This window comes from Microbacterium sulfonylureivorans, assembly GCF_003999995.1.
GTDB lineage: Bacteria > Actinomycetota > Actinomycetes > Actinomycetales > Microbacteriaceae > Microbacterium > Microbacterium sulfonylureivorans.
Map to the genome: position 1 here is coordinate 2,017,033 of NZ_RJAD01000001.1, position 15,278 is coordinate 2,032,310.

14 protein-coding genes are annotated in these 15,278 nt (G+C 67.4%); 13 read left to right on the plus strand and 1 reads right to left on the minus strand.

The annotated features are described in order from the left end of the window. The first annotated feature begins 116 nt into the window (after window positions 1-116). The 3 genes from EER34_RS08800 to EER34_RS08810 all read left to right on the plus strand — a co-directional run bounded on the left by EER34_RS08800 (window position 117) and on the right by EER34_RS08810 (window position 3,287). Complete coding sequence (locus tag EER34_RS08800; protein ID WP_127474097.1) at window positions 117-1,166, plus strand: polysaccharide pyruvyl transferase family protein; 1,050 nt, start codon at window positions 117-119, stop codon at window positions 1,164-1,166. Window positions 1,167-1,330: 164 nt separating this feature from the next. Beyond that, window positions 1,331-2,182 carry an ABC transporter permease gene (locus tag EER34_RS08805; protein WP_164743512.1) on the plus strand — a complete coding sequence of 284 codons (852 nt, stop codon included), beginning with the start codon at window positions 1,331-1,333 and terminating at the stop codon, window positions 2,180-2,182. Beyond that, window positions 2,166-3,287, plus strand: coding sequence for an ABC transporter ATP-binding protein (locus tag EER34_RS08810; protein ID WP_127474099.1), 1,122 nt, complete (start codon window positions 2,166-2,168; stop codon window positions 3,285-3,287). Before EER34_RS08805 ends, EER34_RS08810 begins: the two co-directional genes overlap by 17 nt. A gap of 57 nt (window positions 3,288-3,344) precedes the next feature. Here EER34_RS08810 and EER34_RS08815 read toward each other — a convergent pair whose 3' ends face one another. Beyond that, window positions 3,345-5,681, minus strand: a complete 2,337-nt coding sequence (locus EER34_RS08815) for a glycosyltransferase (RefSeq protein ID WP_127474100.1) — start codon at window positions 5,679-5,681, stop codon at window positions 3,345-3,347. A 73-nt stretch (window positions 5,682-5,754) separates the two neighbouring features. On the opposite strand from EER34_RS08815, the gene EER34_RS08820 reads away from it, so the two are divergent. From EER34_RS08820 to rplB, 10 genes are all read left to right on the plus strand, one after another. Then, window positions 5,755-6,921, plus strand: a complete 1,167-nt coding sequence (locus tag EER34_RS08820; RefSeq protein ID WP_127474101.1) for a nucleotide sugar dehydrogenase — start codon at window positions 5,755-5,757, stop codon at window positions 6,919-6,921. Between the two features lie 187 nt (window positions 6,922-7,108). Continuing rightward, window positions 7,109-8,620 (plus strand): sugar transferase, encoded by a 1,512-nt coding sequence (locus EER34_RS08825; protein WP_240642199.1) that lies wholly within the window; start codon window positions 7,109-7,111, stop codon window positions 8,618-8,620. Between the two features lie 48 nt (window positions 8,621-8,668). Further along, on the plus strand, window positions 8,669-10,588 hold the full coding sequence (locus EER34_RS08830; RefSeq protein WP_127474102.1) for a DUF4012 domain-containing protein: 1,920 nt from the start codon (window positions 8,669-8,671) through the stop codon (window positions 10,586-10,588). A gap of 106 nt (window positions 10,589-10,694) precedes the next feature. Further along, entirely contained in the window at window positions 10,695-11,201 is a 507-nt protein-coding gene (locus EER34_RS08835) for a VanZ family protein (protein ID WP_127474103.1), read from the plus strand. Between the two features lie 83 nt (window positions 11,202-11,284). Next, a complete protein-coding gene (locus EER34_RS08840) occupies window positions 11,285-11,500 on the plus strand; it encodes an Rv0909 family putative TA system antitoxin (protein WP_127474104.1) in 216 nt (71 codons plus the stop codon). A 970-nt stretch (window positions 11,501-12,470) separates the two neighbouring features. Then, window positions 12,471-12,779 carry a 30S ribosomal protein S10 gene (gene rpsJ, locus EER34_RS08845; RefSeq protein ID WP_013584016.1) on the plus strand — a complete coding sequence of 103 codons (309 nt, stop codon included), beginning with the start codon at window positions 12,471-12,473 and terminating at the stop codon, window positions 12,777-12,779. An 8-nt stretch (window positions 12,780-12,787) separates the two neighbouring features. Beyond that, entirely contained in the window at window positions 12,788-13,447 is a 660-nt protein-coding gene (rplC, locus tag EER34_RS08850) for a 50S ribosomal protein L3 (RefSeq protein WP_127474105.1), read from the plus strand. A gap of 4 nt (window positions 13,448-13,451) precedes the next feature. Further along, the gene (rplD, locus tag EER34_RS08855) at window positions 13,452-14,114 is read left to right on the plus strand and encodes a 50S ribosomal protein L4 (protein ID WP_127474106.1); all 663 of its coding nucleotides are present in this window, start codon (window positions 13,452-13,454) and stop codon (window positions 14,112-14,114) included. Continuing rightward, window positions 14,111-14,410: a 50S ribosomal protein L23 gene (gene rplW / locus EER34_RS08860; RefSeq protein ID WP_127474107.1), complete on the plus strand. Its 300-nt coding sequence runs from the start codon at window positions 14,111-14,113 to the stop codon at window positions 14,408-14,410. Before rplD ends, rplW begins: the two co-directional genes overlap by 4 nt. 24 nt (window positions 14,411-14,434) lie before the next feature. Continuing rightward, the gene (gene rplB, locus EER34_RS08865; protein WP_127474108.1) at window positions 14,435-15,274 is read left to right on the plus strand and encodes a 50S ribosomal protein L2; all 840 of its coding nucleotides are present in this window, start codon (window positions 14,435-14,437) and stop codon (window positions 15,272-15,274) included. Window positions 15,275-15,278: the final 4 nt, after the last annotated feature.

The following is a 15,278-nucleotide window of genomic DNA, read 5'->3' on the forward strand; positions in this document are numbered from 1 at the left end:
ACCCGCAGCGACGGGACTTCCGTGCCCCCCTCAGCGCCGGCGCCGGCGTTACCGCGCACGCCGGAAGACGGGGAGGGAGACGGCGAAGACACGCGCCAAGAATAGACTGGCGCGCGGTGAATGAGAAAATGACTCAGAACGTCTTCGCGCAGTTGAGCGGGCAGGACGACAATCTCGGAGACTCGGCTCTCCGCATCGCCTACCTCGATGCGCTTCGCGGACCAGGCCGGCACGTCCACGTGTATCTGATGACCCCGACGACGGATTACACGTCCGGCTTCGCCAAGGCTCCGGATGTGACGTTCTACGAGCAGCGGACGCCATGGATCCGCGCGCAGAACGAGTCCACGCGGCCCGTGCACGCGATCAACGCCGGAGAGATCAACCCCGGCGCCGGAGTATTCCCCGGGCCCAGACGCGCGGCGGAGTGCGCGCGCGTCGTCGCCGCCGGGGGAGCCGTGATCGTCGCCGGGATCGGTCTCCGCAGTGTCGAGAGCGCGGCTCACGTCACTTTCGACCCCGCGTTCCGCAACGCGTCGGTGGTCTCCTGGCGGGACCAGGGATCGCGCGACGCAGCCGGGTTCGGCGACTTCGCACCGGACTGGGCGTACTCGGAGGGGCCGCCGACGTCGGCGTGGGCGGATGCGGGGGAGCGCTCGCTGCTCGCGGTGACGCTGCGATTCGACCGCCCGTGGCCGGGAGAGGAGTGGATCGCTGCGACGCGCGCGTTCGCGGCTAAGACGTCGACTCGCATCGTCACGGTCGCGCAGGTCGCGCGCGATGCGCCCCGCGCCGTGCATCTGGCTGAAGCCCTCGGCGGCGAGTACCTCCCCGCGCCGAGCATGCGGCACGACGACCTCGATGCCCATGTGCGCAGCGTGTACAGCCGCTCGCTCGCGGTTGTCAGCGACCGTGCGCACGGGCTGATCATGGGGGCGACCGAGGGCGCGTATCCGATCGGATCAGGCAGTGATCCGCAGAAGATCTCCCGCCTGCTCGCGGCGGTGGGCCTGGGCGGGCTGATCGGCCGCTATGACGAGCTGCCGGAGTTCGCCGACCGCTTCGAGACGCACCTGCCTACTCTCGCGCCGGCCATCGATGCGGCCCGTGCCGACGTCGCCGACCTGACCGCCCGCATCCGCGCCGCGATGGACGCGGTCGCCTGACCGGCCGACCACGCCAGGACTCGGGTGCGGACGCGGTGCCCACGCGGCACCCGTCACAGCTCCCTCCCGGGCTCCGCTGGTGAGCCGAGGTATCATCGCATGAGCTGTGCGCGCGGGACGGTCCCACGAAGTACGTGGCGGTCAGAGAGGTAGCGAGTTCCTTGGTGGAAGCACACCTTCGCGCCCCTGCCGACGGCCTCTTCGAAGTAGGCCGACGTCCGCCGTTCGGCGCGTATCTCCAGGAGACGTGGCGGCGCCGCAGCTTCGCGTTCACGCTGGCCGGATATCGGTTGATCGGTGGGCTGCTCCAGAACCGGCTCGGCATCCTCTGGATCGTGCTCAAGCCCGTGCTGACCGCCATCATCTACGGCACCATCTTCGGCTTCATCCTCTCCCACTCCGCGCGCCCCGCCGACTTCGTGCCCTACGTCCTGACGGGCGTCTTCGTCTTCGAGTTCTTCACCGGCTGCTTCTCTGGAGGGTCGCGCTCCATCACCGGCAACGCCCGTCTCGTCCAGAGCCTGGGGTTCCCGCGCATCCTGCTCCCCGTCTCCGTCGTGATCGAGCAGGCGATGCGGATGGTGCCGACAACCGTGCTGCTGGGCATCCTCCTGGTGATCTTCGGTGTGCCGATCACCTGGTCATGGCTGCTGGTGATCCCGATTCTCGCGCTCATGGCGGTGTTCAACTTCGGTGTCGCGCTGATCGTCGCCCGCATGTCCGTCTGGACCCGTGACGTCCAGCAGTTCATCCCGACCATCAACCGTGTGCTGTTCTATGCGAGCAGCGTGTTCTTCCAGGTCGATCTCGTGTTCGCCGACAACCCGGTGCTGCTCACCATCGCCCACAGCATCCCCACGTACGACTTCATCGCGCTCGTGCGAGGCGTGATGCTCGTCGATCATCCGACGCCCATGCTCGCCGCGATCCTGGCGCCCGTGTGGGCCGTGCTGGCCCTCGTGGTCGGCGTCGTCTACTTCTGGAAAGCGGAGGCGAGGTATGGCCTCAGTGAGTGAGTCGGCGCGGCCGATGATGGTGGTGGACGACGCGCACGTCACCTATCGCGTCTACGCGTCGGGCAAGCGGATGAGCGCTCGCGACACCCTGTTCAGCATGCAGGCGCTGCGGGGCGGCCGGGGCCTCAAGACCGTTCCCGCCTTGAGGGGCGTCACATTCGCGGCCTCGGAGGGCGAGACCATCGGCGTCATCGGCCACAACGGGTCCGGCAAGTCGACGCTGTTCCGCGCGATGAGCGGACTCATCCCCACCTCGCAGGGGACGATCTGGGCCGCCGACCGTCCGGTGCTGCTCGGCGTCAACGCCGCGCTCGTTCCCGACCTGTCGGGGGAGAACAACATCAAGCTCGGCCTTCTCGCGATGGGCTTCACTCCCGAAGAGGCATCGGCGCATGTGGACGAGATCGCCGATTTCGCCGAGCTCAACGAGTTCATCCACCACCCCATGCGCACCTACTCGTCGGGCATGGGAGCGCGGCTGCGCTTCGCCATCGCTTCGGCGAAAGCCCACTCGATCCTGCTGATCGATGAGGCGTTGTCCGTGGGCGACCGACGATTCAAGCTCAAGAGCGAGGAGCGCATCCGCGAGCTTCGCGACAGCGCCGGCCTCGTCATGATCGTGAGTCATTCGGCCAGTTCGCTCCGTGACACGTGCGAGCGGGTGCTCTGGGTGCACAAGGGCGAGCTGCGCGCCGACGGTCCGGCCAGAGACGTCATCAACGACTACGTCAAATGGACCAAGCAGGGGACCAGCGCGGTCGGTGCGGCATCGACCGCGAAAACTGCACCGAAGGCGACTACGGCAGCGGCGGCCCGGCGCATGCAGGCGAGGGTCGAATACCGTGCGGCACAGGCCGCGGCTGCTGCACCGGCTCCGGCGATCGCCGTGCCCGTGGCCCCGAGGACGCCGGCGGGACCTGTCATTCAGTCGACCGGACCTGCCACTCAACTGACAGGCCGCGACACCGTCCGACGCCGGCGGTTCTACCAGTCCGTGCGAGAGCGCAGCCGTCGCGAGATCACCGCAATCGCTGTCACCGGCGGCGCGATTCTCGTCGCCATCGGCGCGGGAGCGGCGCTCGCACTCGTCGCGATTCTGCCCTAGCCAGCTCAGCCAGCTCAGCCAGCTCAGCCAGCTCAGCCAGCTCAGCCAGCCAGCGACCTAGCGAGCGCGCAGCCATTTCTTCGCGCGTTGCGCGAGGGGCCGCAGGCCGGGCAGACGCTTCAGCGTCGCCCTGCCCACAGGCGCGGCCGACTTCCACAGCCGAGCACCCACTGACGAGTCCGACGCTGCTCCCGTATGACCCCGCCCCCGCGACCGCTCGGCGAAGAAGACCATCAAGCCGAGCAGCTCTCGCGCATCGGCGAGCGTCGGCTCGGGGGAGGAGTCCGGCGGCAGCGTGCCGGTGACCACCCCGCGGTACAGCTCCGCGAAGTCGAACGAACTCGCCCGCTTGGCCGCCTCCACCGAAGCCCGGGAAAGCGCGGCGTAACGCTCCGGGTCGCCGATCAGATCAGCGATCTGTCGGGCGAGGCCGCGCGCATCGCCCTGAGGCACGGCCACGATTCCTTCGTTGTCCTGCACCAGGGTGAGCCACGGCAGCTCGTACATGAAGACCGGCAGCCCGCGAGCCTGAGCCTCCGCGATGGTCAGCTGGTAGCCCTCGATGATGCTCGTGGAGACGAAGGCGTCTGCGGCGTCGATGGCCTCGATCAGGCGACCGTCGCGCAGCGGGCCGACTGCCACGACGCGATCGCCGACACCGCGGCGACGTGACGCCGCATTGAACTTCTTCGCTGTCAGGTCGTCCCAATCGGGACCGATCACCGTCAGGCGGAAGTCGATTGCCAGCCCCCGCAGCTGCACGCCGATTTCGATCAGTTCTCGCACTTGCTTCGTGCGCTGTTCGAGGCGACCGATCCAGACCAGTTCTATCCGGTCATTCGGCGGTGACTTGGTGATCGTCTGCGAGGTCGACTCGAGCAGCAGCGGCGAGGGTGGATTCGGCACGAAGAAGGTGTGCCCCACGCCGCGAAGTTTGAAGTACGCGACATCCAGCGGCGAGAGCACGACGAGTGCGGCGAGCGCGTTGCTGCACCGCTCGATGAGGGTGAGACGGTCGTTGCCGTCGTAGATCGGGCGGGCGACGAAGTTGTGCAACCAGCCGACGGTCGCTGCTCCCTCAGCGCGTGCCATGAGCGCGAACTCGGGCCAGAGCGGCGTGTAGAGCACCTGGTGGTCGATCACGACGTCCACTTCGTGGGTCCGGCAGATCTCGGCCCACTCCTCGAGCCGCTCGACGAAGCCGCCTGCGGTCAGTTCGACGAACGGCGTGCCTTCGGGAAGCACGCTCGTATCGCTGCCGCCCTTGCGCGCAACGACCGTGACGCGGTAACCCGCTTCGCGCAGGTAGCGAGCCTGCGACGCGAGCACGGCGGACACGCCCCCGGTGCGCAGCGTCGAGGTTGCGAGCAGGATGCTGCGCACCGGGCGATCCGCAGCGCCGAGCCACGCGGAGTGGAACTTGAGCGTCGTCAGCGTCGCCGGGTAGAACCGGGCCGCCGCATGCACGATGTCGTGACCGGATGCCAGTGTGTGGAGATGCGCGAGCGCGGCGTCGAGCACCTCGCTGTCGCTCCGCTCTATCAGCTGGAAGCACACGTATCCGATGATCGAAAGCCTGGTCGACTCGTACGACTCGAACAGCAGTGCTGCGTCGGCGTGCGTGGCCGACAGCTCCTCGACAGCCGGACGGATGCTGCTGATCGAGCGGACCGCCGAGGAATAGAACTCCGCCCGCTCGACGCTGTCGACGCGATGACCGCTGCCGCCGCGCCCGAAGTGGTAGCGGTAGAGCTTGTCGGGGATCGCCGCGTAGGTCGTCGCAAGCGCGGCAGCGAGGAACATCACGGGGAGATCGTTGACACGGGCGAGGGTGAGGTCATCCGGAAGCAGGGCGTAGGCGTCGCGCAGGAGCGTCGTGCGGAACAGGTATCTCCACAGCTGGCCCTGAGCCTGCCTGCCGACGGGGAAGAGCGTGCGGAGCACATCCGCCCCCTCGGAAGCGCGAAGACTCGGCTGCAGCCTCTGCTCGTACGCGCCACCGGTGCGGCCGTCCCGTTCGACGACCGTGACGCCGAACCCCACGAGGTCGGCCCCGGAGGCATGGGCCTGCGCCAACGCGCTCTGCGCGGCATCCGCCACCAGCTCGTCATCCCCGTCGAGGAAGAGCACGTAGTCGGCCCGGGCGGCGATGATGCCCGTGCGCCGTGACTGGAACGCCGACAGATTGCGTTCCTGCCGGACGAGTCGCACACGCGGGTCGCGGGCGGCGAGTCGTTCGATCTCCGCGGCGGTGCCGTCGGTCGAGGCGTCATCGATGCAGATGACCTCGATGTCGTGGAGCGTCTGGGCAAGGGCGCTCTCCAGCGAGGCAGCGACCGTCGTCTGGTCGTTGAAGACCGGCATGACGATCGAGACAAGCGGTGCCGGATTCATCGGGGCCAAGTCTATGGGTTGGCGACGCGGCCGCCGATTGGGAACCGGGAGCACGCGCGATTACCCTTGCGCCATGAAGATCGCCATCGCCGGCACGGGCTATGTGGGCCTGTCGAACGCCGTCGTCCTCGCTCAGAATCACGACGTGGTCGCCGTCGACATCGATCCGCACAAGGTCGACCTGCTGCGCAAACGGCTCTCGCCCATCGTCGATGCGGAGCTCGAGGACTACCTCGCCACGCGCGAGCTGAGCCTGACGGCCACGCTCGACAACGAGGCGGCCTACCGGGACGCCGAGTTCGTCATCGTGGCGACGCCGACGAACTACGACGAGGAGAACAACTTCTTCGACACGTCGTCGGTGGAGTCCGTGATCGACTCCGTGCTCGCGGTCAACTCCGATGCCGCGATCGTCATCAAGTCGACCGTCCCGGTCGGCTTCACGGCTCGCATGGTCGACGAGCACCCGAGCGCGACGATCATCTTCTCTCCCGAGTTCCTCCGCGAAGGGCAGGCGCTCCACGACAACCTGCACCCCTCACGCATCGTTGTGGGCGATCCGGGCCCCGCGGGTCAGCGGTTCGCGGCGCTGCTCGTCGAGGGCGCCCTGGATGCCGACGTGCCGGTCCTGCTCACCGGCTCGACCGAGGCCGAGGCGATCAAGCTCTTCGCCAACACCTACCTCGCGTTGAGAGTCGCCTACTTCAACGAACTCGACACCTACGCGGCTGTCCACGGGCTCGACGCCCGACAGATCATCGAGGGCGTGGGTCTGGACCCGCGTATCGGCTCGCACTACAACAACCCGTCGTTCGGCTACGGCGGCTACTGCCTGCCGAAGGACACCAAGCAGCTGCTCGCGAACTACTCCGAGGTGCCGCAGAACCTCATCGCGGCGATCGTCGACGCCAACACCACCCGCAAGGACTTCGTCGCCTCCGACATCCTCTCGCGCAACCCCCAGACGGTGGGCGTCTACCGGCTCGTGATGAAGTCGGGGTCCGACAACTTCCGGGAGTCGTCGATCCAGGGGATCATGAAGCGCGTCAAGGCCAAGGGCGTGAACGTGATCGTCTACGAGCCCTTCCTCGAAGACGACGAGTTCTACCACTCCGAGGTCGTACGCGACCTCGAGGACTTCAAGTCCCGTGCAGACGTCATCATCGCCAACAGGTCGACTGACGTGCTCGCCGACGTCGCGCACAAGATCTACACCCGCGACATCTACGGCCGCGACTGAACGCCACGCCGACTGCCGGGTCGCGGCGCGCCTTCGTAGTAGCCTGGATGACAACCCCCGGCGCCTTCGAGTGCGCCGCGGGGAACGATATGCAGGCTACGGAGCGGGTGCTGTGACGGCTATGCCGGGCGAACGGGCTACTGAGCTCACAAGGCGCACACAGACTCCGGGGACCGCTGCGGAGCACGTGCCGGACGCGAATCCCTCCACCGTCCGCCCCGACGCCTTCGCCGAGCCCGCCCTGCGCGCCTCGACCGCGGCCATGCCACTGCAGCGGCGCGAGCCGACGTGGGTGCGCCGGTACGCCAGCCGGCTGATCTACACCGACGCGCTCATCATGGGTCTCACCCTTGCGGGATTCGGTGTCTTCGTGCTGCCGAACGTGAACACGACGCTGTCCTGGCCGGGCGGACCGAACCTGCCCTACGTGGTGCCCCTCAGCGTGGTCGGCGTGCTCTGGCTGCTGTGCCTCGACGCCTTCGACACGCGCGACCGCCACATCGTGGGCCACGGGGTCGTCGAGTACCGCCGGATCATCAACGCCACGTTCTTCGTGTTCGCGACGATCGTCATCATCGCCTTCTTCCTTCGCATCGAGGTGGCGCGCGCACTCTTCCTCGTCGCGCTGCCGGTCGGGCTCGCAGGGCTGCTCGCGGGTCGCTGGGGATGGCGTCAATGGCTGCGGCAGCGGCAGAAGGCGGGCGCATTCGTCTATCGGGCCGTCGTACTCGGAGACGGGGCGAAGCTCGAGCACATCATCACGCAGATCCGCGGCACCCACGGCACCGGCTACGTGATCATCGGCGCGATCACGCCGCGCGGCACCCCCATCGGCATCAGCGACGTGCCGGTGCTCGGCGCCCTCGCCGACGCCGAGCATGCGATCGACGATTCCGGCGCCGACACGCTGATCGTCGGCGGCGCGGACGAGCTCGACCCCGCGACCATGCGGCGCCTGGGCTGGGCGATGGCAGATCGCGACGTCAACTGGGTCGTGGCGCCGGCCCTGACTGATATCGCCGGTCCCCGGATCCACGCGCGCCCCGTCGCCGGCCTGCCGCTCGTTCACGTCGACTTCCCGCAGTTGGAGGGCTATCGCCGCGTCGTCAAGCGCACCTTCGACATCGTCGCCTCGACCATCCTGCTCGTGCTCGCGTCGCCGATCATGCTCGGCACGGCCATCGCGGTCCGCGTCGAAGGGCCGGGGTCGGTCTTCTACACGCAGCAGCGCGTGGGCCGGCGGGGCACGACGTTCGCGATGATCAAGTTCCGCTCGATGATCCAGGGCGCCGACGACCAGCTCGCGAGTCTCCTCGACCTCCAAGGGACCACCGACCGTCCGTTCTTCAAGGTGACCGACGACGCGCGCATCACGCGTGTGGGACGCTTCATCCGACGCCACTCCATCGACGAACTGCCGCAGCTGCTCAATGTGTTCGCCGGGCAGATGAGCCTCATCGGTCCGCGCCCGCAGCGGCCCGCCGAGGTCGCCCTCTACGACGAGGTGCACGAGCGGCGACTGCTCGTCAAGCCGGGGATGAGCGGGCTGTGGCAGGTGAGCGGACGCTCCAAGCTGTCGTGGGAGGACTCGATCCGTCTCGACCTGTACTACGTGGAGAACTGGTCGTTCACCCAGGACATCCAGATCCTGTTCCGCACGGTGAAGGCCGTCATCGCTCCCGGTGAGACGGCCCACTGAGGCGCGCCTCTCGGCTTGATCCCAGGAGGTCGTCAGTACTATTTGCTGGTGCCCCCCAAATCCCCGGCCGGACGCCACCGCCAAGGTCGCGCCGGCAATCACGCGCCGGCGCCTGCGCCGCGTCGTCGGCGGTGGCCGTGGGTCCTGCTGGGCGTATCCGTCGTGATTCTGGCCCCCGTCGGGGTCGTCGGCGGCATCTTCGCGTCGCAGGCGCTCGAGGTGCGTGACAACCTCTTGCTCGCCAAGGGCAAGCTGACGTCGATCGTCGACCTCGTTCAGGAGGGCGACCAAGCGGGGATCGAGGCGGCCGCCGCCGATGTGAGCCGGCTGACCGCCGAGGCAGCGAGCATCGTCGAGGAGCCGCTGTGGGACGCGGCGGTGAACATCCCCATCGTGGGTGTGAACATCCAGGCGGTGCGTGCTGCGACCCAGGCGACGGACATCATGGTCGCCGATGCGATGCCGCCTGCTCTGCAGCTGCTGGAGACCATTCAGCTCGACGAGCTCAAAGTGGAAGGCGGAGGGCTCAATCTTGAGCCTTTGACCGGCGCGGTGGAGATCGTCCCCGCGGTGCGCAGTGCGCTCGCCGACGCGCAGGCGCAGGTCGCCCACGTCGACCGCGAGGAACTGCTGCCGGTCGTCGACGACGCCGTCGGCCAGCTGCTCGACGTTCTGGATCAGGCCGGACCGGCCCTCGACATGGTCGAGAAGTACGTGCCGACGCTGCTCGCCCTGGCGGGCGCGGACGAACCGCGCACCTACGTCGTGCTCTTCCAGAACAACGCCGAGATCCGCGCCACCGGCGGCAACGCCGCGAACGGCACCATCGTCACCGTCGATTCCGGCAAGATCGAGATGCGCAAGGACGAGACGACGGACGCGTTCCACAACGCGGGCTATGACGGGCTGCTTCAGTACGAGATGCCCGAGTCGACCCTCTCGATGTACGAGTGGGAGTTCGACGCGTACTCGCAGAACTACACGCGAACCCCCGACTTTCCGACGACCGCCGCCATGTACCGCTCGCTCTGGCAGACGACCAACGGCGGTGACATCGACGGCGTGATCTCCATCGACCCGGTCGTCCTGTCGTACCTGATGGTCGCGACCGGGCCGATCACGTTGGAGGACGGGACGGAGCTGACGTCCAAGAACGTCGTGCAGGTGCTCCTCAGCGACACGTACGAGCGGTTCGGGTCGGATGGCGACGCCGCCGACGAATACTTCGGGGATGTCGCGGGCAAGGTGTTCGACACCGTGGCGGCCGGCAAATGGGACCTGAAGAAGATGCTCGTGCAGCTCCAGAAGTCGATCCTCGACGATCGCGTCTACATGTGGTTCCCCCGCGAGGCGGAGCAGGCGTTCGTCAAGGAGTTCGACCTGGACGGGTCTCTCGCCACCGACAACGTCGAGGAGACGCAGGTCGGCGTCTGGCTGAACAACGCGTCGTACAGCAAGCTCGAGTACTACCTCACGACGAAGCTCGACGTCACGTGCGACGCGACGGCCCGGACGGTCACATCCACTCTCACGATGACGAGCGCCGTGCCCGGGTGGGACCTCAGCGAGTACACGCTCGCGTGGCGCAACCCGAGCCTCGGGCTCGACCGCACCACGATGATCCTCGACGTGCTGTCGTACGCGGTGCCCGGAGGCACGCTGAGTTCGGACCCCGAGTACGGCGATCTCGCGGACTGGACGCGGACGGGATCGGAGGCCGGCCGGGACGGGCGGAGCATCACGATGCTGCTCGGCATGGGGGAGACGAAGTCGGTGTCGTTCACGAGCACCCTCCCCGACGGTGAACTGGGCCCGCTCGCGGTGCGCTACTCCCCGACGGTGACGAAGACTCCTGTGACGATCGCCGACTCGTGCAGTTCGCTCTTCCCCGCGTCCGAGCCGTCGCTGCTCGAATCGCTGCAGATCCCGGCTCCGAAGGCCACCCCCACCCCGACGCCGACCCCCTGAACGCGGGGCGCTGCGCTCGCAACGGGGGGCCTGGCAGCCCGCGCCGCACCAGAGTGGAGACCACCATGGATGCCGACGAACCGATCCAGCCGTCCCCGCCGGTCGGATGACCGCGTCCCGCCTGCCCTCTACGAGTGGTCCCCGTAGGGCGATCGTCGCGGCGCTGGTCCTCGGATATGGGGCGTTCCTCGCATTCGTGGTGTTCTGGCCGAGTCCGATCGACCAGCCCGTCGAAGCACTGCTCGATCGCGCGATCTCGGAGCTTCACGAGCGCGGTGTTCCGGGGTTCGTGGACTACGCGTTCATCGAGTCGTTCGCGAATGTCCTGCTCTTCGTGCCCGTCGGGTTCCTCTTCGGCATGATGGTGCCCCGGCGGTGGTGGCCGATTGCCCTCCTGCTCGGCCCGGCCTTGTCGGGCGTCATCGAGCTGGCACAGCGGGAGCTGCTCGAAGCGCGATACGCCACCGTCGAAGACGTTGTCGCCAACTCGATCGGGGCGACCATCGGCGTGCTCCTCGCGGTGATCATCCGCGCTGTGGTCGAGGCGCGCGACCAGAAGGTGATCGAGCGCCACGAGGCGATCAGACGCTCGGCCGCGGCTGCGGCCGCCTGAACTCTCTGCCGAGTTGTTGACGGATGCCGCTGCCCGCCCCTTGAATGGTCGTGTACGCCCATGGGGGCGCCGAAGGAGTTGTGATGGGCATCGATGACCTGGTCAATCAGGGCAAGGGATTCCTCGACCAGAACAAGGACAAGATCGACGACGTGATCAAGTCGGAGCAGGCGGAGGGCGTGAGCGACAACATCCTCGATGCCGCGGCGGACTTCGTGAAGAAGGTCGCGCCCGACAGTGTCGACCAGCACGTCGACGGCGTGCGCGACAGCGTCGACAAGGCGGTCGGGAACGAGTAGTTCTCGACGCGGGATCACGGAGCGGTCCGGGAGTCTTCCCGGACCGCTCCGTCGTGCGTGGAGGGCATAGACGATCCGCGATCGGACGTCCGGCGCGCCGGGGCCCCGTTGATTTCGCGGTGTGGCCCTTCGTCAGGTACCCTCCCCCTTGGGGACGGTTCGCCGTCGAACTCCACGCACCCGAATGCGTGGAGACGTTTCAACTGGGGTGACAGGTGCGCAGCGCCTGCCATCGGTGCCGAGCGATCGACACCGCATTCGGCGCGCGTGCGCGCCACTGGGGAAGGAGATCACTGTGCCGATCCTGCGCACACGTCGTCAGCGGATGCATCACGCCGCCGCGACGGTGGTTTCCGCGGGGCTCTATGTGGGCCGCGCCCCTCTTACTACTCCTCCCGCCTGGGTGGTGGTCGAAGACTCTCGATGACGAGGTTCCCCCCACCTCCTCGTCGAGAAGCGGACCCGCAGCCCTGAACTGGGCCGGGACTCGCAAAGAAGGGCGGTCGCGCCGAGCGCGGCCGCCCTTCTCCATGCCGTCGCCTGGGCCGGGCATGCTCTCGCCTGAGAAGCAGCCGAGGATACCCATCGCGCGACACGCCCGAGTTTGCGACACGCCCGGGCGACACGTAGACTAGTGAGGTTCCACATTCCGGCGCCTCTTTTGGCGTGCACCGGATCACTGCCAGGGCAGTGCATAGGCGGCGCGAAAGCGCAGGGTCCTAGGCCGCGGGCAGCAAGAACCACCACATCTCAAACCCCCTCCATCACGAGAGTGTCCCTCTCGCGTGCGAGCGGGTGGCGGATGCCGGGAGCAGCGTTTCGGCGAGGCATCCGGATTGACATCAGAACAGCGGTGCAGCAACGCACTGCGACAGCAGTGCAGAAGTGCCCTGGCGCGCGAGCGCCACCGTGCGTCCAATGCCCTCGGGGAATTCGAGCCGGTATGACGCGTAAAGAGAGAGAGCAGACAATGGCGGGACAGAAGATCCGCATTCGCCTGAAGTCGTACGACCACGCCGGGCTTGACTCGTCGGCGCGCAAGATCGTCGACACCGTGACCCGTGCGGGCGCGACCGTCGTGGGCCCCGTGCCCCTTCCGACCGAGAAGAACGTCGTGTGCGTCATCCGGTCGCCCCACAAGTACAAGGACAGCCGCGAGCACTTCGAGATGCGCACCCACAAGCGTCTGATCGACATCATCGACCCGACGCCCAAGGCCGTCGACTCGCTGATGCGCCTTGACCTGCCGGCCGATGTCAACATCGAGATCAAGCTCTGAGGTTCGACATGGCTGACATCAACAACAAGATTTCGAAGGGCCTGCTGGGCACCAAGCTCGGCATGACCCAGGTTTGGGATGAGAACGGCAAGCTCGTTCCCGTCACCGTCATCGAGGTTGCCCCGAACGTGGTCACCCAGGTTCGCACCCCCGAGAAGGACGGCTACAAGGCCGTCCAGATCGCCTACGGCCAGATCGACCCCCGTAAGGTCAACCAGCCGCTGACGGCTCACTTCGAGGCCGCAGGCGTGACGCCGCGTCGCCACCTCACCGAGGTGCGCACCGCTGACGCCGGCGACTACTCGCTCGGTCAGGAGCTCACGGTCGACGCCACCTTCGAGGCCGGCCAGCTGGTCGACGTCGTCGGCACGAGCAAGGGCAAGGGCTTCGCCGGTGTCATGAAGCGTCACAACTTCAAGGGCATGGGCGCCTCGCACGGTGCACACCGCAACCACCGCAAGCCCGGTTCGATCGGCGCATCGTCGACCCCGAGCCGCGTCTTCAAGGGCATGCGCATGGCCGGCCGTATGGGTGGCGAGCGCGTGACCGTCCTCAACCTGAAGGTGCACGCCATCGACGCCGAGAAGGGTCTGCTGCTCGTCAAGGGCGCCGTCCCCGGTGCTCGTGGCCGCATCGTCTACGTCCGCAACGCAGTGAAGGGGGCCTGAGCATATGGCTGACTCGACTCTCGCGCTCGACGTCCACAAGGCCGATGGCAAGAAGGCCGGCTCCGTTGAGCTGCCCGCCGCGATCTTCGACGTCAAGACGAACATCCCGCTGATCCACCAGGTCGTCGTCGCGCAGCGCGCGGCGGCTCGCCAGGGCACCCACTCGACCAAGCGTCGCGGTGAGGTCTCGGGCGCCGGCCGCAAGCCCTTCAAGCAGAAGGGCACGGGTAACGCCCGTCAGGGCTCGATCCGTGCGCCGCACATGACCGGTGGTGGCATCGTCCACGGACCGAAGCCGCGCGACTACTCGCAGCGCACCCCCAAGAAGATGATCGCGGCTGCCCTCCTGGGCTCGCTCAGCGACCGTGCTCGTGGTGGCCGTCTGCACATCGTCGACTCCTTCGGCATCGAGGGTGCTCCGTCCACGAAGGCCGCCGCTGCGGTTCTCGCGGCGCTCGCCCCGACCAAGAACGTCATGGTCGTCATCACCCGTGATGACGAGCTCAGCATCCTGAGCGTCCGCAACCTCGCGTACGTCCACGTGCTGTACTTCGACCAGCTGAACGCCTACGACGTGCTCGTCTCGGACGACATCGTCTTCACCAAGGCCGCCTACGACGGATTCGTCGCGTCGAAGGCCGGCTCCACCGAGGAGGTCTCGGCATGACCGCCGTGAACAAGGACCCGCGCGACATCATCCTGAAGCCGGTCGTCTCCGAGAAGAGCTACGGGCTCATCGACGAGGGCAAGTACACGTTCCTCGTGGACCCCCGCGCTTCGAAGACCGAGATCAAGCTCGCCATCGAGAAGATCTTCGGCGTCAAGGTCGCAGCGGTCAACACGCTCAACCGCGTCGGCAAGGCCCGCCGCACCCGCTTCGGCACCGGCAAGCGCAAGGACACCAAGCGCGCCATCGTGACCCTGAAGTCGGGCACCATCGACATCTTCACGGCAGTCGGCTGACGGTCGGGATAGAGGACTAGAGATATGGCTATTCGCAAGTACAAGCCCACGACCCCGGGTCGCCGCGGCTCGTCGGTGGCCGACTTCGCCGAGATCACCCGATCGACGCCTGAGAAGTCGCTCCTCCGCCCGCTGAGCAAGACCGGTGGCCGCAACAACCAGGGCCGCATCACCACCCGCCACATCGGCGGTGGCCACAAGCGCCAGTACCGCGTCATCGACTTCCGTCGCAACGACAAGGACGGCATCAACGCCAAGGTCGCTCACATCGAGTACGACCCCAACCGCACGGCGCGCATCGCGCTCCTGCACTACGCGGACGGCGAGAAGCGCTACATCATCGCGCCGAACAAGCTGTCGCAGGGCGACGTGGTCGAGTCCGGTCCGGGCGCCGACATCAAGCCCGGCAACAACCTGCCGCTGCGCAACATCCCCACCGGTACCGTGATCCACGCGATCGAGCTCCGTCCCGGCGGCGGCGCGAAGATGGCCCGCTCCGCGGGTGTGTCGGTGCGCCTCGTCGCGAAGGACGGCCCGTACGCGCAGCTGCGTCTCCCCTCGGGCGAGATCCGCAACGTGGATGCCCGCTGCCGCGCGACGATCGGCGAGGTCGGCAACGCCGAGCAGTCGAACATCAACTGGGGCAAGGCCGGCCGCAACCGCTGGAAGGGCATCCGCCCGACCGTCCGCGGTGTCGCGATGAACCCCGTCGACCACCCGCACGGTGGTGGCGAGGGCAAGACCTCTGGTGGTCGTCACCCTGTTTCGCCGTGGGGCCAGGCCGAAGGCCGCACCCGTCACGCGAACAAGGAAAGCGACAAGTACATCGTTCGCCGTCGCAACGCCGGCAAGAAGCGCAAGTAGGAGT